We start from the raw sequence: 22,797 nt of genomic DNA on the forward strand, positions 1-22,797 counted from the left end.
TTTATCGGATAAAATAACAATAGATTAACTTAATACAATACGTTGGTCGACACCAATCTCACGGATGAAATAATTATCGTGAGAAATAGCGATGACAGTACCTGTATAATTTTTGATGGTATTGGTGATGATTTCAATACTTTGTATATCCAGGTTATTGGTCGGTTCGTCCAGGATAAACATATCCGGGGTATTGTTGCTAATCATCAGGCAACAGAAAGCGAGACGCATCTTTTCTCCGCCGCTGAGTTTCCGGCAGGACTTATCCCATTCGGAAGCCGGGAAAAGATAACGGTTCAGGATAATCTTGATTTCATGTTCCGGTAGGTTACGGGTATTGAAAGCATAAGCCTGCTCCAATATCGTGTGCCGATCATCAATAATAGAATATTCCTGATTGAGATACACAGAAGTGAAATCTGCCCGGATCAGAGTTCCTTCCGCGGGTTGGAGTTGTCCGGTGATTAATTTTAGGAGTGTTGTCTTTCCGCTGCCATTGGCTCCTTCGATACGGAGACGATCTCCGCTTTTTAATTGGAAGTTGAGAGGAGTCTGCCAAAGCGGTTGCTCCGGCGGATTCTGTTCGGAATGATAGCTGAAGTTGATATCCTTTGCTGTCACCAATATCTTTCCGCTATGAAGGGATGAACTGTTGAAATCTGTTTTCAATGCGGCGGTCGGTGAAAGCGAACCTCGAAGTAGGTTACGTTCATCGGTCAGCTTCTCGGCTTTTTCCTGATGAACGCTGTTCAGCTTACTGGTACTTTTTTCCGATTTCCCCTGCAATGCGTTTAATACGATCCGTGGAACCCCTTTTTTCATATTGGCTTTTTCACCGCGTACATTCTGTTTATCTCTTCGCTCGGCAGTCTCACGGGCTACTTTGCGGGCCATCCGCAAGGCTTTCTCTTTTTCTTCAATGCGCTGTTGTAAAGCCTGTTGCAGAATGGCTTTTTGCTCTTTGTAAAATTCGTAATTTCCACCATAATAGTTGATTTGGTGCTTTTCCAGTTCACATATCTCGGGGAGAATATTAAGCAATGTACGGTCATGGCTCACTACTAACAGGGTAGAACGGTATTTCTCCACCCAGTCATACAAACGTTGCCTGCCCGAAACATCAAGATGATTCGTCGGTTCATCCATAAGAATGACAGATGGATTATGAATATCCATGCCTGCTAAAAAAACACGAGTCTTTTCTCCGCCACTAAGCAAATGCATCGGGTGGGATAGGGGAAACTGCCCTAATCCCCACAAGTCAAGGGCGGCGACGGAACGTTCTTCGATATTCCAGTCGTCGTCCAGTAACGTGAAATTCTCTGTTGAGGCATCTCCTGCGAGAATAGCGTGCAGAGCTTGTTGCTTGCTGTCTATATGCAAGACTTGTGCGATAGTTAATGAATCATATTGTCCGAAATGTTGCGGAATGTAATAAAGGTCGTCCGGTCGGACAATGACACCTGAAGAAGGCGATAATTGTCCGGCAATAATTTGTAGCAGAGTGGACTTGCCACAGCCATTGTTACCGACTAATCCCAATTTCTGTCCCTTACTGATGGAGAAATTGAGATCACTGAATAATACTTCTTTATCCGGGTGGATATAGCTGATTTGTTGAATACTTATAGGCATAATTGACCATTGGGTTTGAGGTTGAAAACTAGTGAAGATAATCACGGGATAGGGGAACGACAAACACAATACAGGCTAAACAACACGAAATTCGTGATGCTTAACATTATAGAAAAAGCATATAAGAAAAGTGATGTTTACTAGAAGTGTTGTCTTACTCAGTAATTCTCATTGTGGTAGGTATATAGTTTAACTTGTCGGCAAAGATAATACTTTCCGGCAGACTTCCTTCTATTTTATGGCAAAAAAAGATTTTGTAGAACAATCCCCTGAGTTCAAGTTATCATTTAATTCGTTTCCGTATGGGTTTTGAATTAACTTGAGTTCACGTGTATTTATATTAGCACACAGACATTAAGATGCAATATTCAGATTGTTAAGACATAGCAATCGGAGTATATAGGGATGACATATTAATGATTATAAGATTGAATGTACGAGATGCTCATCTCGTCATGTATGACATGCTCATCTGGTACTGCACGAGATGCTCATCTGGTACTGCATGAGATGCTCATCTCGTACATTCAATCTAACTGAGATTTATATGCTATCTATTAATGAAACACACGTTATCCTTTAATGAACAGCGAGATAGCTACAAATGGCTGACAAGTTAACAATTACTTCCTTTCCGTACCGGTTATACATCAAATAATTGGTTTAATCCTTCGCTCATACTAGGATGCGTAAAGATGAAATCGCGCAGGAAAGTGGCATCCTGCCCTGTCTTCATCGCCATGGCTACGATATTTATAATCTCCGAAGCATCAGCGCAGAATAGGGTACATCCCATAATCTTCCCATTATGATTGTTAATGATAGCTTTCAGCATACCATCCGTCTGTTGCATTGTACGTGAACGGACAACGGAAGTTGCCGGCAGTCGGGAGACTTTAAACGAATATCCTTTTTTCAGCGCTTCTTCTTCGGTAATGCCGATATGTGCCAATGGCGGATCAATAAATACAGCATACTGAACAGGATCACGGTCGCCAATATCACGTTTCTTGTCTCCGAAGAGTTGGTCGCGGATAATCCGGAAATCGTCCAGTGAAAGATAAGTAAATTGCGGCCCGCCTTTCACATCTCCCATAGCCCATACATGAGGAACGGTAGTGCGTAACTGGTCGTTTACTACGATAGCTCCGTGAGCATCCACCTCTATTCCCGCAGCTTGCAGATTTAATCCTTCAATCATCGGTTTCCGTCCGGTTGCGATAAGGATAGCATCTCCGTCTACAAAGTATGGAGTACCGTCGGATACATCCGAGTATGCCAGCGTCACTCCATCATTCGTATCATGGATAGACTGCGCACGTGCATTCAGATGGATTTCTATACCTCTCTTTTCCATCACCTCTTTGGCACTCTTGGCAATATCCTGATCGTTGTGGGGCATAAACCGATTGCCGCCTTCGAGAATAGTCACTTTACTGCCGAATCCGGCATACATCGAAGCAAATTCCAGTCCGATATATCCGCCGCCGACAATAATCAAATGTTTGGGCAGGACATTCATATCCAGAAGCGTGGCACTGGTGTATACATGCTGGCTTTGCTGAATGCCGTCGATTGCCGGAACAATAGGAGTAGAACCAGTATTAATGAAAATTTCTTTTCCTTGCAGTTCGATGTCTCCGTCAGGGAGCGTTACCTTGACAGCACCGGGAGATATGAAAGAAGCCGAACCTGTATAAATAGTCACATTCGGACGCTTGCTCAGTCTCTCATAATTGTTCCCTCTAAGAAAAGAAGTAAGGCGATTTTTACGGGCAACAGCCTGTTTGTACATATTTGCCTGTTTCGGAAAATCCCCGTGATAGAGCAGGGACGAAATCTCTGCTTCGTGTATCAGCGTCTTTGTCGGGATACAGGCAATGTTCGGACAAGAACCTCCATACATCATGTTGGAGCGTTCAACGATGGCAACTTGCCATCCACGGTTTGAAAGTTCGGCAGCCAGGGTCTTTCCCGCCTTGCCGAACCCTATTATAATTGCATCATATTGTTTCATAACCTCTTTGATTAACGATTTGTATTAGACTATATAACAGTCTGAAAATACGATTTGTTCCGTAGTACAAAGAAGTCAGAACCCTCTACAGTAGTTTGATTAGTCTTTTTTAAGTGTTTTCAGTACGCGTTGTGACGAGTCGGACAGAAGTACTACGGCACCGGCTAAGATAACAATATCTTTAATCACCAACCGCCCCGCGCCGGACAATAGCGGAAAGCCGAATTCTCCACTTCCCAGGTTAGGAACCCAGACTTCGGGAGTCGTGACGAGGAAGGAGAGCGTGCCGAGCGTCATTATGATAGCCAGGGTATCACCTATCAATCCCGCTTTCGAGGAGAAGATTCCCAAAAACACAAGAATACCGATGCTCATGATAAGAGCTCCCAGCCCATAAGAGAAAACATACGTATTGTTCGCTTCATGCCATGCACGATTTTCCGGGACGAAAGCACCTTCCGGATTTTTATGTTCTTTGTATTCGGGAGCCCCTTTAGCATAGAAGAAACTCATGAATGGACTATTGGCAACAAACGGAACAATCCCGTCGGCTTCATAATGGAAATACTTCAATCCGCCTATCCATACGAATACCACCAGGATAGCTACACGAATAAACTTGATACCGAAACTTTTCAGACTTGAAGTGAAGGTCAGTAAAGCGATAAATTTCTCTTTCATTTTGTTGGGTTTTAATTGGTTTAACTTACACCGCAAAGGTCGTGCATTTCCAATAACCCCCAAATGGCAATACTTCCGTATCGCTTATCAATTCTTCCCTTCCTGCGTATTTCTGAACTGTACGGCACTCTGCCCGGTCATATTTTTAAAGAAACGGCTGAAAGAAGCCTGATCTTCAAAACCCAGGATGTCGGCAATCTCCTTGGCACTTTTGTTACTGTAAAGCAAGAGCCGTTTGGCTTCCGCTTCCACCCGTTCGTGAATTACCCGGAGTGGGGAAGGCAATTTGCAAGTCGAAAAGATGTTCGACAGAGTCTTGGGAGACTTATGCAACATATCAGCATAGTCCTGTACCTGCTTCTTCGTCCGGTAATGCTCGTCAACCAAATTATAATACTGGCGTACAATCTCGAAACCGGATTCTTTTTCGCGGGTAATGTTCATTCGATGACGCGCGATGCGGGTGCACTGGATGATAAAACGTTTCAGCAATATACGTAACATCTCTTCCTGCAAACTGTCGGAGACGGTGAACTCGTTTTCCAATGCTGCGGTGATAGTGTCCAGTTCCTTGCGCTCCTTCTCATTCAGCGTAAAACGGATAAGATGGGATGAACCGTTGAACAGGAAGCCACTGCATGATACTTCATGGTCGTTGCCGTAAATACAGTAGAAGTTACTGTTGAACAGTAAAGTCAGGTAATCTCCGTCGATTGATTTGAATTCGAGATGTTGCAGGTGAGTCAGTGAAATCACCTCATCTTTGGTAAGCACCATTTCTTGATGGTCTATCTCTACTGTGATACTTCCGTTGCGTATCCATATGAACTTATAAAGTCCTTTTTCCTTTTGTAATGCTTTCTCTGCCAGATAAGAATCCGTAAGTGCGAGAGTCCCTTTTAGTTTTGTGTGATATTGCTGTAACATAGTTTAATCCTCCATTGCTGATGCGTCAAATGATAGTGGCAATAAATCGCCTATACTTTTTATTTCGTAAATACACTCTTTGCCATAAAGTAAGATACGTATGGGTTGACCATATCGCTTTTCCGTTTCCAGGATTACTTGCCGGCAAGCGCCGCAAGGGGGAATCGGATTGTCTATAAAGTCCTTTTCCGTTCTTGCCGCAATGGCAAGAGTAACGACTGGTTGGTCGGGATACTGGGAATTGGCGTAGAATAGAGTCGTACGTTCCGCGCAAAGTCCTGATGGATAAGCGGCATTTTCCTGGTTCGTTCCCGTTACGACGGTTCCGTTGCCCAATAGTGCAGCGGCACCCACCGAGAAGTGGGAATAAGGAGCATAACTGCGTGCAGTTGCATCCATGGCAGTTTTCATAAGTGCCTGGTCGGCCTCATTCAATTCATTATATTGATATACTTTAATAACTGCGGTAATTATGAGGTCTTTCATACGCGTTGAGGTATTGGTTTCTACAATTAATGTTACAAAGTTAGGAAAGAGATTGATAATCCCAATTATTTTTCAGATTTTTGTGTCCTGTAATCCACATCTGAATTAAAATGGCGAACAAATTGTATAGACTTGTCTTTTTAACTACCGTATTCTTTTTTGCCGTAGGAGCGCAGGCACAGAAACGGAATGCCCGATATATAGAATATATAAATAAGTATAGTGACCTGGCTGTCGAACAAATGAAACTTCATAAGATTCCGGCGAGTATCACGTTGGCGCAGGGGCTGTTGGAAAGCGGTGCCGGATACAGCCAGTTGGCACGAAAGAGCAACAACCATTTTGGTATCAAATGTGGCAGCAGTTGGCGGGGACGTACAGTGCGCCACGACGATGACGCACGCAACGAATGTTTCCGCGCCTATAAGCATCCGCGTGAATCTTACGAAGACCATTCCGATTTCCTTAGGAGAGGTGCCCGCTATGCATTTCTTTTCAAGCTCGATATTACCGACTATAAAGGATGGGCACGCGGATTGAAAAAGGCAGGATATGCTACCGACCCTTCCTATGCTAACCGTCTGATTACGATTATCGAAGATTACGACCTGTACAAATATGACCGCAAAGGCGTATATTCTGAGCGCAAGTTGCAAAAGAATCCGTGGCTGATGAGCCCTCATCCGGTATATATTGCCAATGACATAGCCTATATCATTGCCCGCAACGGCGATACCTTTAAAGATTTAGGCAAAGAATTTGATATTAGCTGGAAGAAACTCGTGAACTACAATGACTTGCAGCGTGACTATACTTTGGTGGACGGAGACATCATCTACTTGAAGAGTAAGAAGAAAAAAGCATCCAAACCTCATACTGTATATATCGTAAAAGATGGAGATTCCATGCATGGCATTTCACAGAAATATGGTATCCGTCTTAAAAACCTGTATAAGATGAATCGCAAAGACGGCGAATACGTTCCTGAAGTGGGGGATCGTCTGCGCCTGCGATAAGCCGCTCGTTTCATAAAAGTTGATTATTGCAAAAACTTATTGACCCGTTCCGATGTTATTATTTAGATAAAACATGATTGGAATATGAGTCTTAACATTGCAAAAACTAATAAGAAGCGTGTCGTCATAGTAGGCGGTGGTTTCGGTGGTCTGAAGTTGGCTAACAAGTTGAAAAAGTCAGACTTTCAAGTCGTCTTGATAGATAAGAACAACTATCATCAGTTTCCCCCTTTGATATATCAGGTGGCTTCGGCGGGTATGGAACCAACTTCCATCTCCTTCCCCTTCCGCAAGATTTTCCAGCATCGGAAAGATTTCTACTTCCGTATGGCGGAAGTGCGTGCCATTTTCCCGGAAAAGAACATGATACAGACTTCCATTGGAAAAGCTGAATACGACTATTTGATTTTGGCGGCAGGTACTACCACCAATTTCTTTGGTAATAAGCATATCGAAGAAGAAGCCATGCCGATGAAGAACGTTTCTGAAGCAATGGGACTGCGAAATGCTCTCTTGGCTAATTTGGAACGTGCGCTCACTTGCTCCACAAAACAGGAACAGCAGGAATTACTGAATATTGTTATCGTCGGCGGTGGTGCCACCGGAATAGAAGTGGCAGGAATACTTTCTGAAATGAAACGGTTTGTACTGCCGAACGATTATCCTGATATGCCCAGCAGCCTGATGCACATCTATTTGATTGAAGCAGGGCCGAGATTGCTAGCCGGAATGTCGGAAGAATCATCGGCACATGCAGAGAAGTTTCTTCGCGAAATGGGCGTGAATGTATTCTTGAATAAACGGGTAACTGATTATCGCGACCATAAAGTCATACTCGAAGACGGAACAGAGATTGCTACACGTACCTTTATTTGGGTGAGCGGTGTTATCGGAGTAACTATCGGAAATATGGATGCCTCGTTGATAGGTCGCGGCGGACGTATCAAGGTAGACCAGTTCAATCGCGTAGAAGGAATGGAGAATGTATTTGCTATCGGCGACCAATGTATTCAGTCGGCCGACGAAAACTATCCGAACGGACATCCCCAATTGGCGCAGGTTGCTATCCAACAAGGCGAACTGTTGGCAAAGAACCTGATACGACTTCAGAAAGGGAAGGAGATGAAACCTTTCCATTACCGTAATTTGGGTTCGATGGCGACAGTGGGACGTAACCGTGCCGTTGCAGAATTTAGTAAAGTAAAGATGCAAGGCTGGTTTGCCTGGGTGATGTGGCTGGTAGTCCATCTGCGTTCTATCCTTGGAGTGCGTAATAAGGTAGTCGTTCTTCTCAACTGGATATGGAATTATTTCACTTACGACCAGTCCATGCGTATGATTGTCTACGCCCGTAAAGCAAAAGAAATCCGTGACCGTGAAACGGTGGAAGCAACTACCCATTTGGGTAAAGACCTGATTCAAGAGAAGCAGGCTCCTCCACAGGAGACGAAATAATAATGATATTACCATTTTCTGAACGGTAAATTCGTACAGGGTGTTCGATTTCGGACACCCTTTCTTTTTCTCTATTCTCTACTAATCAATGACTTACGGTTTTGGCACGGATTTGGTATATGAGATGCCGGATTAATACATGATTAAAAATCGTAAAAGATAAGATATGGACAGAGAAATTCCCAAAGAGGTGCGTAAGAAAGAACGCAATAAAAAAATAATTCGTTATTCATCCATAGGGGTGGCAGGCGTTATTGTGATTAGTGTACTTATATCCGTATTGAGGGCAGGGGTGGAGAAGAAAGACCTCGTCCTTTCCACGGTCGATAAAGGAGTCATCGAAGTGAGTGTCAGTGCTTCGGGAAAAGTAGTCCCGGCATTTGAAGAAATCATCAATTCCCCTATCAACAGCCGTATTGTCGAAGTTTACAAGAAAGGCGGCGATAGTGTAGATGTAGGCACACCGATTTTAAAGCTCGACCTGCAAAGCACAGAGACAGAATATAAGAAACTGTTGGATGAAGAACAAATGCGTCAATATAAACTCGACCAACTTCGTGTCAACAATCAGACCAAACTCTCCGATATGGCAATGCAAATTAAAGTTTCGGCTATGAAGTTGAGCCGGATGAAAGTGGAACTAAGAAATGAACACTATTTGGATAGCCTGGGAGCCGGGACTACGGATAAGGTACGTCAGGCGGAATTGAGCTATAATGTTGCCCAACTGGAATACGAGCAACTTCAACAACAATATAAGAACGAGAAAGAAGTAGCCGCCGCCGAATTGAAAGTGCAGGAACTGGATTTTAATATTTTCCGCAAGAGCCTTTCCGAAAAGAAACGTACTTTGGATGATGCGCAAATCCGCTCTCCGCGCAAAGCCATCCTTACCTATATTAATAATCAGATTGGCGCTCAGATTTCAGACGGCGAACAGGTAGCTATTATTTCCGATTTGAGCCACTTTAAAGTTGAAGGCGAGATTGCAGATACATATGGTGACCGAGTAGCTGCCGGTGGAAAAGCGGTAGTCAAGATAGGAAGCGATAAACTGGAAGGAACAGTCAGCAGTGTGACACCTCTTTCTAAGAATGGGGTTATCTCTTTCACTGTACAGTTGAAAGAGGACAATCATCGCCGCTTGCGTTCAGGGTTGAAAACAGATGTTTATGTGATGAATGCCGTAAAGGAAGATGTGATGCGTGTGGCTAACGGCTCTTATTACGTGGGACGTGGCGAATATGAACTTTTCATCTGTACCTCGGAGAATGAGATGGTCAAGCGTAAAGTGCAGTTAGGCGATTCCAACTTTGAATATGTAGAAGTGATGAGCGGTCTGCAACCGGGTGATAAAGTGGTTGTCAACGACATGAGCGCATATAAGAACAAGAATAAATTGAAGATTAAATAAATTAAATACTAGAAGTTATGATAACATTGAACTCTCTTTCCAAGATTTACCGTACGGATGAGATTGAAACGGTGGCATTGGAAAATGTGAATCTGACGGTGGAACGTGGGGAATTCCTAAGTATAATGGGGCCTTCAGGATGCGGAAAATCCACTCTGCTGAATATTATGGGATTACTTGACGCACCTACCGTGGGAACGGTGGAAATCAACGGAACCCGTACCGAAGGGATGAAGGACAAGGAACTGGCAGCCTTCCGTAACAAGACGCTTGGTTTCGTATTCCAGTCTTTCCATCTGATTAATTCACTGAGTGTGATGGATAATGTGGAACTGCCGTTGCTCTACCGCCGTGTCAGTAACAGTGAACGCAGACGACTGGCACAGGAAGTCCTGGAAAAAGTGGGATTGAGCCATCGTATGAATCATTTCCCGACACAGCTTTCCGGCGGTCAGTGCCAGCGTGTAGCTATCGCGCGTGCGATTATCGGTAATCCGGAAATAATCCTTGCCGATGAGCCGACAGGTAACCTGGACTCCAGGATGGGAGCCGAAGTAATGGAGCTTCTTCATCGTCTGAACAAAGAAGACGGACGTACCATCGTAATGGTAACTCACAATGAAGAACAGGCGAAGCAAACCTCACGAACTATCCGTTTCTTCGACGGACGACAAGTACGATAAATTCTTGTGAAATATAATACAACGATATAATAATGATAAGACTTTACTTCAAACAAGCATTCAAACTGTTGGGGGAAAATAAGTTACTTTCTTCCATTTCCATCATAGGTACGGCATTGGCTATCGCTATGATTATGGTGATTGTAATCACTTTGCGTTCGACGATTGCTCCTTTTGCACCGGAATCTCATCGTGACCGTATACTCATTTTCCGTTATGCCGGACTTCAGAATAAATCGAATGCAAACTGGCAGAGCAACGGCCCTGTCGGATATAACACGGCAAAGGCTTGTTTCAAAGAAATGACTGTCCCCGAAGCAGTCAGCATCACCAGTGCTTTTCAGGAAACGATGCTGGCAGCCAAGCCGGCAGGCGAAATGGAAAGTTGCAGCGTACTGCAAACGGACGATGCCTTTTGGAAAGTATTCGAATTTGATTTTGTATCCGGCAAACCGTATGATAACGCCGATTTTGATGCCGGAGCAGCGAAAGCTGTCATATCCGAAGACATGGCGCGGCGGCTGTTTGGGACATCTGAAGTCGTAGGAAAAACATTCCTTCTGAATCACACGGCCTATCTTATTAGCGGCGTAGTACATCCTGTGTCCAAATTGGCACGATACGCTTATGCGCAAGTTTGGATTCCTCTAAGTTCGACGGATGCTTTCACGGCAACCTGGGGTGATGAAGGTATCATGGGGATGGTTGCTGTATTCATCCTGGCCAAATCAGAAAAAGATTTCCCCGCCATTCATAACGAAGCAGACCGCTTGCGGGCTGTGTATATGGCAGGACACCCTAATTTCGATTTGCTCTATCGCGGTCAACCCGATACATACTTTGTAGCTGCCCAACGACATTCTGCCAATAACCCTCCGGCAGTGAAACAAGCCGTACGACAATACATCTTGACGTTGCTCGTCCTCCTGATTGTTCCTGCGGTCAACCTGTCCGGTCTTACTTTGTCACGTATGCGCAAGCGTCTCTCCGAAATAGGAGTGCGGAAAGCCTTTGGTGCTCCAAGAAGAGAATTAATGATGCAGGTACTTTCTGAAAATATGCTTTACTCACTTTTCGGTGGTGTTCTCGGATTAATATTAAGTTATATTGCCGCTTTCCTTCTCGGAGGAATGCTATTCTCCGTAGATTTCATGTCTAATGGAGTGAGTGATTTACGGACAATGTGCGTCGACCTCTTGTTCGACCCTGTTGTATTCCTGTTGGCATTCCTTGCCTGCTTCCTGCTCAATCTGTTGAGTGCGGCTATCCCGGCATGGAGAATCACCCGTACCAATATTGTAGATGCCATAAATGAAAGATAACCCGAACAGTCAACTTATTAATTCAAAAGAAGATGCAACTATTAAAACAAGTATGGAATGAACGCCGGTCGAACGGATGGTTGTGGGCAGAGTTATTAATTGTTTTTGTGGTCCTGTGGTTTGTGGTCGACTGGACTTATGTGACGGCACGTACTTATTACGAACCGGTGGGGTTTGACATAACCGATACCTACTACCTGGAACTGAGCCTGAAAAACAATAAAAGCGACTCATATATTCCGAAAGATAAAAAGAATACGACGCTGGGGCAGGACATTACCGAACTGACAAACCGTCTTCGTCGGTTACCGGAAGTGGAAGCTGTTTCCGTATCCTCCAATGCACGTCCTTATATCGGAAGCAATTCGGGTATGATGCTACGCATTGACACCATCGTCCGTAATCCGTTGCGGCGTCCGATGACTCCCGACTTTTTCCAGGTATTCCGTTATCAGAGTGCGGATGGCCGTGGCTACCAGCCGTTGGTACAGGCTTTGAAGAATGGAAATGTGGTGGTTAGTGAAAATTTATGGCCCGATGATTTTAAGGGTGACCGCACCTTATTGGGCAGGGAAGTGGTAAATGTGGATGATTCTACCGAAGTATTCAAGATAGGCGGTGTCTCGACCAAGGTACGTTATAACGATTTTTGGCCTAATTATAGTGACCGTTATATAGCTATCGCTTTCCCCGAAAAGGAAATGTCCGGACTGAACGGTGAGTTTTATCCTTCAAATATAGAAGTCTGCCTGCGGGTGAAACCGGGAACTGCCAAAGATTTCTCGGAGCATCTGATGAACCTGTCGGCCAGTCAGTTAAGTGTTGGCAATCTGTTTATTCTGAAAGTACACGACTATGAGAATATACGCAATGACTTCCAGCAGGGAAGTTACAATCAGGTGCAGGTTCGTTTTTGGATGATGGGTTTTCTGTTGATGAATATCCTGTTAGGTATTGTCGGTACGTTTTGGTTTCGCACGCAACACCGTCGTTCTGAACTGGCGCTTCGGGTTGCAGTCGGTTCCAGCCGGATGCAACTTTGGAATCGTCTGAATAGTGAAGGATTGATGTTACTCTCGTTGGCTGCTTTGCCAGCCGCTATCATTTGCTATAATATAGGGTATCTTGATTTGATGGATGGATATATGGAGTGGGGAATTGTCCGTTTCCTTATAACGTTTGCCATTAGCTACTTCCTTATGGCTTTGATGATACTGGCCGGTATTTGGTTCCCTGCACGCCAGGCAATCCGTATTCAGCCGGCAGAAGCATTGCGCGAGGAATAAAAATCTAAGGCTATTTGCATTGTTTTCAATATAATAACTTATCTTTGTCCGCATAATACTGAAAACAATGCAGGCCTTTTGCTTATGAATCGACGATATTACTGTTTGTTTGTAGTCCTCTTTTTGGCTGTCTTTGCTCGGGCGGCAGCTTCGGAAGGTACATTCAATATACTCTTCATCCAGTCTTATACTTCGCAGACTCCTTGGCATAGCGACCTTAATCAAGGTCTTGTGAAAGGATTCAAGGAGAATGGGGTGAAGGTGAATATTACGACAGAATATCTGGATGCCGATTTTTGGGCATTCAGCTCAGAGAAAGTTATCATGCGCCGTTTTTGCGAACGTGCCCGTGAGCGGAAGACCGATTTGATTGTAACTGCGAGTGATGAGGCTTTCTACACTCTCTTTGCTTGTGGAGATTCGCTGCCCTTACAGATTCCCGTTGTCTTTTTCGGTATCAAATACCCCGACGAGAAACTACTCACTACCCATCCCAACGTCTGCGGATTTACAGCCAATCCAGATTTTGATGTCATCCTGCGTCATGCACAAAAGATATTTCCCCGGAGGAAAGAAGTCATTTGCGTGATAGATAATAGTTTTCTGAGTAATAAAGGTCTTGAAGACTTTACTGAAGAATGGGAAATCTTTCAAAAAGATAACCCTGATTATGAAATGAAAGTCTATAATACTCAGAATCATACTACCAGTCACATCATTTCGGCAATCTGTTATCCGCGCAATAGTTACGGACGTGTCGTTGTCGCTCCTAAATGGTCGCCTTTCCTTTCGTTTGTAGGTAAGAACTCCAAGGCTCCGGTATTTGCCAGTCAAAATGTAGGATTGACCAACGGTGTCTTTTGTGCCTATGACAGCGATGCCTATGCCGCCGCCATGATGGCAGGTCAAAGAGCCTCGCAGGTGTTGAAAGGAACATCTCCCCGGGATCTCGGAGTGACAGAAGCCGATCAAGGATTTATATACGACTACAAACAACTGGAATATTTCCATGTCGATCCTGATAAAGCGCTTGCTGCCGGAGGAACGATTGTTAACGAACCCTATTGGGAGAAATATAAATTTCTTTTCATACTTCTTTATCCGTCTATCCTTGCTTTGTTGATAGCATCTATCGTATGGCTGATGCGTGCCAACCGCCGTGAGTCCAAACGACGGATGCAAGCTCAAACCCGCCTGTTGGTACAAAACAAACTGGTAGAGCAGCGCAATGAATTCGATAATGTCTTTCATTCCATCCGTGATGGCGTGATCACCTATGATACGGATCTGCATATCCATTTCACAAACCGTTCCCTGTTGAAAATGCTCCATCTACCCAGCGAATCGGGAGGACGTTTTTATGAAGGAATGATGGCAGGCAGTATTTTCACTATCTATAATGAAGGTAAGGACATTCTCCATACTATGCTGAAGCGGGTAGCCCGTACGGGAGAAAGCATACAAATACCCCAAGGTTCCTTCATGAAAGAAGTACACAGCGATAATTATTTCCCGGTTTCCGGGGAAATCGTTCCGATTCATTCAAAAGGAGGAATTACGGGTATGGCTCTTTCTGCACGCAACATCTCGGACGAAGAAATGCAGAAACGTTTCTTTGACATGGCATTGGACGAAAGTTCCATCTATCCCTGGCAGTTTGATATGAAAGCCAACTGCTTTGTTTTCCCGCAAGGTTTCCTTGTGCGGATGGGATATGACGAATCGGTTACTACCATCTCCCGTGAAGAGATGGATCGTACCATCCATCCTGACGATTTGAAAGAAATACGCCCGCTCTTTAATAAAGCATTGACAGGAGAAAATCAAAGTCCCCGCCTGAATTTCCGTCAGCGTAATGCTAACGGCGAATACGAGTGGTGGGAATATCGTTCTTCCGCTATCAGCGGTTTGACACAAGATTCACTGTATGGTATATTAGGCGTGTGTCAAAGCATCCAGCGATATAAGACTGCCGAACAGGAAATGAGAGAAGCGCGTGATAAAGCTCTCCAGGCAGACAAACTGAAATCTGCCTTCCTTGCCAATATGAGCCACGAAATCCGTACTCCATTGAATGCTATCGTAGGATTCTCCGATTTGTTGAGTGACACAAGCGGATTCACGGAAGAAGAAGTCGTCCAGTTTATCGCGACTATTAATAAGAATTGCAGTCTGCTGCTGGCGTTGATTAACGACATTCTTGACCTGTCACGTATCGAATCGGGCACCATGGAATTCGCGTTTGCGGAACACAACCTGCCTTTACTGCTGAAGACCGTTCACGATTCACAACGACTGAATATGCCTTCGGGAGTAGAACTGGTGGTACGTATGCCTGAAGGTGATAAGAAATATCTGCGGACAGACAATGTCCGCTTGCAACAGGTAGTAAACAACCTGATTAATAATGCTGCTAAATTTACGAGCAGCGGATTCATTACCTTCGGCTATGAAGAAGATGAAGCACCCGGATACACCCGTATCTTTGTGGAAGATACCGGAGTCGGCATCTCGGAAGAAGGCATCCGCCATATCTTCGAACGGTTCTATAAAGTCGATAACTTTACTCAAGGGGCAGGACTGGGATTGAGCATCTGTCAGACTATTATCGAACGTTTGAGAGGAAGCATCTCCGTGACTTCCGAAGTGGGCAAAGGCACTCGTTTCACCGTGCGCCTTCCTAATTACTGCGAATAGAAGCGAACGTTCGCTTTTGCGTATAGTGTCCGAAAATGAACACCCGCCTTATTCTATAACCGATTGATAATAAATACTTTATTCTTTTGGCACATCGTTTGATTCTCCTTAGGTGGAAAATACTGTGCATAATGAAAAAGAAAAGTATATTATTAGCTCTTGCCGCTGCTTGCCTTCCATGGGCACTGTCGGCACAGAAAGAAAGGGAGATAACCTTAAATGAAGCCATCGCAATGGCACGTTCACAATCCGTCGATGCGGCTGTTGCCCTGAATGAACTGAAAACCGCCTATTGGGAGTACCGCACCTTCCGTGCCGACCTTCTGCCGGAAGTCAACCTAACCGGTACTTTGCCCAATTACAATAAATCATACAGTTCTTATCAGAATTCAGACGGTTCCTATGGTTTTGTCCGCAACAACACATTAGGACTTACCGGAGACATCTCCATCGACCAAAACATTTGGCTGACAGGCGGTAAACTCTCGCTGACCTCTTCTCTCGACTACATCACCCAGTTAGGCGGAGACAACGACCGTCATTTCATGTCTATCCCCATAGCCCTGAAACTTACGCAACCCATCTTCGGAGTGAACAACATCAAGTGGAACCGGCGCATTGAGCCGGTACGTTACGCAGAAGCGAAAGCCGCCTTCATCACTGCTACCGAAGAAGTGACGATGCGTGCCATTACCTATTACTTTAATCTCCTGCTGGCAAGAGAAAATTTAGGCACTGCCAAACAAAACCGGATGAACGCCGACCACCTCTACGAAGTAGCCCTTGCCAAACGTAAAATGGGGCAGATTTCCGAAAACGAACTTCTGCAACTCAAACTTTCCGCGCTGAACGCAAAGGCAGCTCTGACAGAAGCGGAAAGCGACCTCAACGCCAAAATGTTCCAACTTCGTGCCTTCCTGGGTGTCGGAGAAGATGAAATACTCAGCCCTGTCATTCCCGAAGCCGTAGATGGTTCAAAGATGGAATACAATATGGTACTGAACAAAGCGCTGGAACGCAACTCATTTGCACAGAATATCCGTCGCCGTCAGTTGGAAGCCGACTATGAAGTAGCTACGGCACGTGGCAACCTGCGTAGCATCGACCTCTTTGCCAGTGTAGGATATACCGGAGAAAACCGTAATTTCTCTGCTGTTTACAGAAACCTGCAAGATAACCAAATAGTACAGGTCGGCGTCAAAATACCCATTTTGGATTGGGGAAAGCGACGCGGCAAGGTGCGTGTAGCCAAGAGCAACCGCGATGTAGTGCTTTCGAAGATTCGTCAGGAAGAGATAAATTTCAATCAGGACATCTTCTTGCTGGTGGAGCATTTTAATAACCAGGCACAACAGTTATCCATTGCCAAGGAAGCTGACACCATCGCCCAGCAACGTTATAAAACCAGTATTGAAACCTTCCTGATAGGCAAAATCAATACCCTCGACCTGAACGACGCACAAAACTCCAAAGACGCGGCCAGGCAAAAACACATTTCCGAACTTTATTATTACTGGTATTATTTTTATCAGATTCGTAGCCTGACGCTTTGGGATTTCCGTACCAACACCGAACTGGAAGCCGATTTTGATGAAATCATACGACAATAAAAGTGATGAGAACGATGCCGGTTGGTATTTTTTTGTAGCTTTGCATGATCGTAAACAGTAAGACGATCCCTTTTGATAAATAAAGAAACATGAACCATGATTCTGATAATTGACGACGACAGCGCAGTGCGCTCTTCACTCAGCTTCATGCTGAAGCGTGCAGGATATGAGGCACAAGCAGTTCCCGGCCCCCGGGAAGCTATGGATGTAGTACGTTCCGTGGCTCCTGACTTAATCCTGATGGATATGAACTTCACCCTTTCTACAACGGGTGAAGAAGGGTTGACCCTGCTCAGGCAAGTAAAGATATTCCGCCCCGAAACTCCGGTAATATTGATGACCGCCTGGGGAAGTATTCAACTCGCCGTACAGGGAATGCAGGCGGGAGCTTTTGACTTCATCACAAAACCATGGAACAATGCCGCCCTGTTGCAGCGTATCGAAACAGCTTTGGAACTCTCCGCCACTCCCAAGGAAGCCACGCAAGAACAAAGCGACTCTTTCGACCGCAGCCACATCATCGGGCGCAGCCAGGGACTGACAGACGTATTGAATACCATTGCCCGCATCGCAAAGACCAACGCTTCCGTATTGATTACAGGCGAGAGCGGCACAGGTAAGGAACTTATAGCCGAAGCAATCCATATCAACAGCCAGCGTGCAAAGCACCCGTTTGTAAAAGTGAATTTGGGTGGAATCTCCCAAAGCCTGTTCGAAAGTGAAATGTTCGGGCATAAGAAAGGATCTTTTACCGACGCTTCCGCCGACCGTATCGGACGTTTCGAGATGGCGAACAAAGGAACTATCTTCCTGGATGAAATCGGTGACCTCGACCCATCCTGCCAGGTGAAACTGTTGCGAGTCTTGCAAGATCAAACCTTTGAAGTGCTCGGCGACAGCCGTCCCCGTAAGACCGACATCCGCGTAGTCTCCGCCACCAATGCCGACCTGCGTAAAATGGTGGGCGAACGTTCTTTCCGCGAAGACCTGTTCTACCGTATCAACCTGATAACAGTAAGACTGCCCGCCTTGCGCGAACGCCGCGAAGATATCCCGCTACTGGCACGTCACTTTGCCGACCGCCAGGCAGCAGCCAACGGATTACCTCACACCGACTTCTCCGCTGACGCCATGCAATTCTTGAGCCGTCTGCCTTTCCCCGGGAACATTCGCGAATTGAAAAACCTGGTAGAGCGTACCATACTGGTAAGCGGTAAACCCATCCTCGACGCTTCCGATTTCGATGCCCAATATATCCGTCACGATGATGCAAGGGCAGCCGAAGGCACGTCTTTGGCTGGCATGACCCTGGATGAAATAGAACGTCAAACCATTCTTCAGGCTTTGGAACGTTATAAAGGAAATTTGAGCCAGGTAGCTACGGCATTGGGTATCAGCCGCGCCGCCCTCTACCGCCGTCTCGAGAAATATAATATAGCTGTATAAAATATGTATAAATTTAGGCACGGATTACGCGGATTACACGGTTTTTTTTATATGGTTGCGTAAAAACAACCGTGAAATCCGTGTAATCCGTGCCTAACAATATAAAAACCAATTATTAAACACAGATAAACGTGCGTATAAAAGGACTCTTTTACATACTTGTCTTTCTGTTACTTGCATTGGGTGGAGTGCTGCTCTACCTTTCCAGTCAACTGAACACAGTCTTCTTCTACATAGGAGAGGGGTTGATTCTTTTCATCCTGATTTATCTGACGTTTTTCTATCGTAAGCTCGTAAAGCCATTGAATACCATCGGCAGTGGTATGGAACTGCTGCGCGAGCAAGACTTCAGCAGCCGCCTTAGTCCGGTGGGACAATATGAAGCTGACCGTGTCGTGAATATCTTCAACCGCATGATGGAGCAACTCAAGAACGAACGTCTCCGCCTGCGCGAACAGAATAACTTTCTCGATTTGCTGATTAAAGCCTCTCCGATGGGAGTCATCCTTACTACCCTCGACGACGACCTCTCCGAACTGAACCCGATGGCACTGAAAATGCTGGGTGTCCGCCTGAAAGACATACAAGGCAAGAAGATGGAAGAAGTCGACTCGCCATTGGCAAGAGAACTGGTGAACATTCCGAAAGGCGAGACAGTAACCGTCCGCCTGAACGACTCGAATATCTACCGCTGCACCCATTCTTCCTTTATCGACCGTGGATTCCAGCATCCTTTCTTCCTGATAGAAAGCCTGACGGACGAAGTGATGAAAGCCGAAAAGAAAGCCTACGAGAAAGTAATCCGCATGATAGCCCATGAAGTGAACAACACGACCGCCGGCATCACCTCGACACTGGACACCGTAGAACAAGCACTTTCCTGCGAAGAAGGAATGGACGACATCTGCGACGTGATGCGCGTATGCACCGAACGCTGCTTCTCCATGAGCCGTTTTATCACCCGCTTTGCCGACGTTGTGAAAATCCCCGAACCCACCGTCTCTCCCGTCAATCTGAACGACCTCGTCTTTACCTGCAAACGCTTCATGGAAGGAATGTGCAACGACCGCCGTATCAAACTCTGCATGGAAATAGACGAAACTCTGAAAGACACAATGCTTGACGCCGCCCTGTTCGAACAAGTACTCGTAAATATCATCAAGAACGCTGCCGAAAGCATTGAAACCGACGGTGAAATCAAGATTCGCACCCTGTCTCCCGCCACTATTGAAGTGGCAGACAATGGAGCGGGAATCAGCAAGGAAACGGAAGCGAAACTATTCAGCCCCTTCTTCTCAACCAAACCGAACGGGCAGGGCATCGGACTCATCTTTATTCGCGAAGTCCTGATGCGCCACGGGTGTACCTTCTCTTTGCGAACTTATGCCGACGGATTGACCAAATTTCGGATTGTTTTTCCTTAATTGTGTCAAATAAGAACAGTTCTTCCGTCAAATAGACCTTTTTTTGTCCTCAAATACACGTACCTTTGCCCCGCTCAATTCAATAGGATATAGGTATGAGACTAATGGTGAAAGGTATATCGACGCTCTTTCTTTTATTGACTATCAGTATTCCGCTTAGTGCACAATATGTGATACAAGGCGTGGTAACTGATTCTCTGACAAAAGAACCCCTGCCTTATGCATCTGTACGTCTGAAAGACACGACCGAAGGAACTACTACCGGAAGCGACGGACGCTTTTATTTCAAAACCAACCGTTCCGAAGCAGTACTTGTGATTTCTGTTATCGGCTATAATGACGATAGCCGGAACGTTCGTCCTGCCCGTAATGCATCCTACAAAGTAGCGCTTTCTCCTACTTCGTATGACCTCTCCGAAGTGGTGGTGAAACCCAAGCGCGAACACTACCGGAAGAAAGACAATCCCGCCGTGGAGTTTGTCCGACGGATGATTGAAAGCCGCGACAACCATTCCCCTTACGAGAAAGACTTTTGGCAGCGCGAACGTTACGAAAAGACCACCTTCGCATTGAACAACTTCGACGAAGAGAAGCAGAAGAAATGGCTGTACCGCAAATTTGACTTCCTCACCGACTATGTAGACACCTCTGCCGTCACCGGAAAACCGATTCTGACCGTATCAGCCCGCGAACTGCTCGCGACGGACTATTACCGCAAATCCCCCCGTTCAGAAAAACAATGGGTGAAAGGACGCAAACAGGCGGGTGTGGACGAATTTCTCTCCAAACAGGGAATGCAGGCTGCCATCAACGAAGTCTTCAAGGACGTGGATATTTACGAAAACAATATCTCCCTGTTCACAAATAAGTTTGTCAGCCCCCTATCCCGTATCGGTACAGGATTCTATAAATACTACCTGATGGATACGTTGCAGATTGCCGGTGAGCCTTGTGTAGACCTTGCCTTCACTCCCTTTAATTCCGAATCCTTCGGCTTTAACGGGCATCTCTATGTCACGCTCGACTCTACCTACTTTGTCAAACGTGCCGTATTCAACTTCCCGAAAAAGATAAACCTGAACTTTGTAGATTATATGTTGCTCGAACAGGAATTTAAACGTGCCGAAGACGGTACGCGCCTGCTCGACCACGAAAGCATCACAGTTGAATTTAAACTGACCGAAGGACAAGACGGTATCTTTGCCCGTCGCGTGGCGGATTACAGCAACTATACTTTCACGCCCACCGCCGAAGCGGACAAAGCCTTCACCAAGCCCGAACGTATCATCGAAGAGACGGAAGCCCTGGCACGTCCTGAATCCTTTTGGGCGGAGAACCGTCCGCAAGCTGCCATCTCCCAGCAGGAGAACTCCGTAGACCGGCTGATGGCACAACTACGCGGCTATCCGGTGTACTACTGGACGGAGAAAGTACTTTCCATTCTCTTTACCGGATATATCCCCACGTCCAAGGAAGCCCCTCTATTCTATATCGGGCCGATGAATGCCACCGTCAGCGGCAACACACTGGAAGGCGTCCGTATCCGTGCCGGAGGTATGACCACCGCCTGGCTCAATCCGCACCTGTTTGCCAAAGGCTATGTCGCCTATGGTTTCAAGGACGAAAGGGTGAAAGGACTCGCAGAACTGGAATACTCCTTCAAGAAAAAGAAAGAATACGCCAACGAGTTCCCCATTCATTCACTGAAATTGCGTTACGAATCCGATGTGAACCAGTACGGGCAAAACTATCTGTACACAAGCAAAGACAACGTATTCCTCGCCCTGAAACGTGAGAAAGACGACCGTATCGGCTATACGCAACAAGCAGCGCTCACCTATACCAATGAGTTCTACTCAGGTTTCTCTTTCCAAGTGACGGCACGCAGACAAACGGATGAATCCACCTATCTCATCCCTTTCCTGCTGAAACAGGGCGATACCTATACTCCGGTAAAAGATTTTTCTACCAGTGCCGCAGAACTGAAACTTCGCTACGCCCCGAACGAGAAATTCTTTCAGACCCAATGGAACCGTTTCCCCGTCTCCCTGGATGCCCCTGTGTTTACACTGTCGCATACCATCGCCGGGAAAGGAATCCTGGGTAGTGACTATACATACAATCATACCGAAGCCGGTATCCAAAAACGATTTTGGTTCTCCGCCTTCGGCTATACGGATGTGATATTGAAAGCAGGCAAAGTGTGGGATAAAGTACCGTTTCCGTTACTTATCATGCCCAATGCCAATCTTTCCTATACCATCCAGCCCGAATCCTACTCATTAATGAACGCAATGGAGTTTATGAACGATGAGTACTTCTCATGGGATGTTACCTACTTCCTCAACGGATGGCTGTTCAACCGCGTCCCGTTGTTGAAAAAACTGAAATGGAGGGAAATAGTTTCCTGTCGTGGACTGTACGGACATTTGAGCGACAAGAACAATCCTGCTTTTAGTGATGATTTGTTCGCTTTTCCGATAGCAGACACCCGGACAATGGGAAAAACGCCTTACGTAGAAGCGGGAGTAGGTATTGAAAACATTTTCAAGGTGTTACGTTTGGACTACGTGTGGCGGCTTACTTATCGCGACTCGCCCGGAATTGACAAGTCCGGTTTGAGAATAAGTCTCCACATGACCTTTTAAAAGTTAAATCCTGCTAATTGCAATGTTTATATGGCAAATAAAGCTCGTTT

16 protein-coding genes are annotated in these 22,797 nt (G+C 45.6%); 11 read left to right on the top strand and 5 right to left on the bottom strand.

Translation table 11 applies throughout. The features are described 5' to 3' along the window. Nucleotides 1–24: 24 nt before the first annotated feature. The 5 genes from abc-f to cdd form a co-directional block, all read right to left on the bottom strand. Nucleotides 25–1,635 (bottom strand): ribosomal protection-like ABC-F family protein, encoded by a 1,611-nt coding sequence (abc-f, locus tag HC965_RS01515; protein WP_191029768.1) that lies wholly within the window; start codon nt 1,633–1,635, stop codon nt 25–27. A 643-nt stretch (nt 1,636–2,278) separates the two neighbouring features. Next, entirely contained in the window at nt 2,279–3,652 is a 1,374-nt protein-coding gene (locus HC965_RS01520) for an FAD-dependent oxidoreductase (protein WP_191029769.1), read from the bottom strand. A 99-nt stretch (nt 3,653–3,751) separates the two neighbouring features. After that, on the bottom strand, nt 3,752–4,333 hold the full coding sequence (locus HC965_RS01525; protein ID WP_191029770.1) for a DUF417 family protein: 582 nt from the start codon (nt 4,331–4,333) through the stop codon (nt 3,752–3,754). An 87-nt stretch (nt 4,334–4,420) separates the two neighbouring features. Further along, a complete protein-coding gene (locus HC965_RS01530) occupies nt 4,421–5,260 on the bottom strand; it encodes an AraC family transcriptional regulator (RefSeq protein ID WP_191029771.1) in 840 nt (279 codons plus the stop codon). A gap of 3 nt (nt 5,261–5,263) precedes the next feature. Continuing rightward, on the bottom strand, nt 5,264–5,746 hold the full coding sequence (cdd, locus tag HC965_RS01535) for a cytidine deaminase (RefSeq protein ID WP_191029772.1): 483 nt from the start codon (nt 5,744–5,746) through the stop codon (nt 5,264–5,266). 110 nt (nt 5,747–5,856) lie between these two features. Here cdd and HC965_RS01540 point away from each other — a divergent pair, with 110 nt between their 5' ends. The 11 genes from HC965_RS01540 (at nt 5,857) to HC965_RS01590 (ending at nt 22,747) form a co-directional block, all read left to right on the top strand. Continuing rightward, the gene (locus HC965_RS01540; RefSeq protein ID WP_191029773.1) at nt 5,857–6,762 is read left to right on the top strand and encodes a glucosaminidase domain-containing protein; all 906 of its coding nucleotides are present in this window, start codon (nt 5,857–5,859) and stop codon (nt 6,760–6,762) included. An 84-nt stretch (nt 6,763–6,846) separates the two neighbouring features. Next, nucleotides 6,847–8,217, top strand: a complete 1,371-nt coding sequence (locus HC965_RS01545; protein WP_191029774.1) for an NAD(P)/FAD-dependent oxidoreductase — start codon at nt 6,847–6,849, stop codon at nt 8,215–8,217. A gap of 166 nt (nt 8,218–8,383) precedes the next feature. Next, entirely contained in the window at nt 8,384–9,631 is a 1,248-nt protein-coding gene (locus HC965_RS01550) for an efflux RND transporter periplasmic adaptor subunit (protein WP_191029775.1), read from the top strand. Nucleotides 9,632–9,648: 17 nt separating this feature from the next. Beyond that, a complete protein-coding gene (locus HC965_RS01555; RefSeq protein ID WP_191029776.1) occupies nt 9,649–10,314 on the top strand; it encodes an ABC transporter ATP-binding protein in 666 nt (221 codons plus the stop codon). Nucleotides 10,315–10,346: 32 nt separating this feature from the next. After that, complete coding sequence (locus tag HC965_RS01560; RefSeq protein WP_191029777.1) at nt 10,347–11,636, top strand: ABC transporter permease; 1,290 nt, start codon at nt 10,347–10,349, stop codon at nt 11,634–11,636. A gap of 32 nt (nt 11,637–11,668) precedes the next feature. Continuing rightward, nucleotides 11,669–12,922, top strand: coding sequence for an ABC transporter permease (locus tag HC965_RS01565; RefSeq protein ID WP_191029778.1), 1,254 nt, complete (start codon nt 11,669–11,671; stop codon nt 12,920–12,922). 84 nt (nt 12,923–13,006) lie between these two features. Continuing rightward, nucleotides 13,007–15,619 carry an ABC transporter substrate binding protein gene (locus HC965_RS01570; RefSeq protein ID WP_191029779.1) on the top strand — a complete coding sequence of 871 codons (2,613 nt, stop codon included), beginning with the start codon at nt 13,007–13,009 and terminating at the stop codon, nt 15,617–15,619. A gap of 131 nt (nt 15,620–15,750) precedes the next feature. Then, nucleotides 15,751–17,229: a TolC family protein gene (locus HC965_RS01575; RefSeq protein ID WP_191029780.1), complete on the top strand. Its 1,479-nt coding sequence runs from the start codon at nt 15,751–15,753 to the stop codon at nt 17,227–17,229. A 96-nt stretch (nt 17,230–17,325) separates the two neighbouring features. Beyond that, nucleotides 17,326–18,675 carry a sigma-54 dependent transcriptional regulator gene (locus HC965_RS01580; protein WP_191029781.1) on the top strand — a complete coding sequence of 450 codons (1,350 nt, stop codon included), beginning with the start codon at nt 17,326–17,328 and terminating at the stop codon, nt 18,673–18,675. 131 nt (nt 18,676–18,806) lie between these two features. Beyond that, nucleotides 18,807–20,099, top strand: a complete 1,293-nt coding sequence (locus tag HC965_RS01585; RefSeq protein ID WP_191029782.1) for an ATP-binding protein — start codon at nt 18,807–18,809, stop codon at nt 20,097–20,099. A gap of 95 nt (nt 20,100–20,194) precedes the next feature. Beyond that, complete coding sequence (locus tag HC965_RS01590; RefSeq protein ID WP_191029783.1) at nt 20,195–22,747, top strand: DUF5686 and carboxypeptidase-like regulatory domain-containing protein; 2,553 nt, start codon at nt 20,195–20,197, stop codon at nt 22,745–22,747. Nucleotides 22,748–22,797: the final 50 nt, after the last annotated feature.

It is taken from the genome of Bacteroides sp. GM023 (assembly GCF_014750685.1).
Classification (GTDB): Bacteria; Bacteroidota; Bacteroidia; order Bacteroidales; family Bacteroidaceae; genus Bacteroides.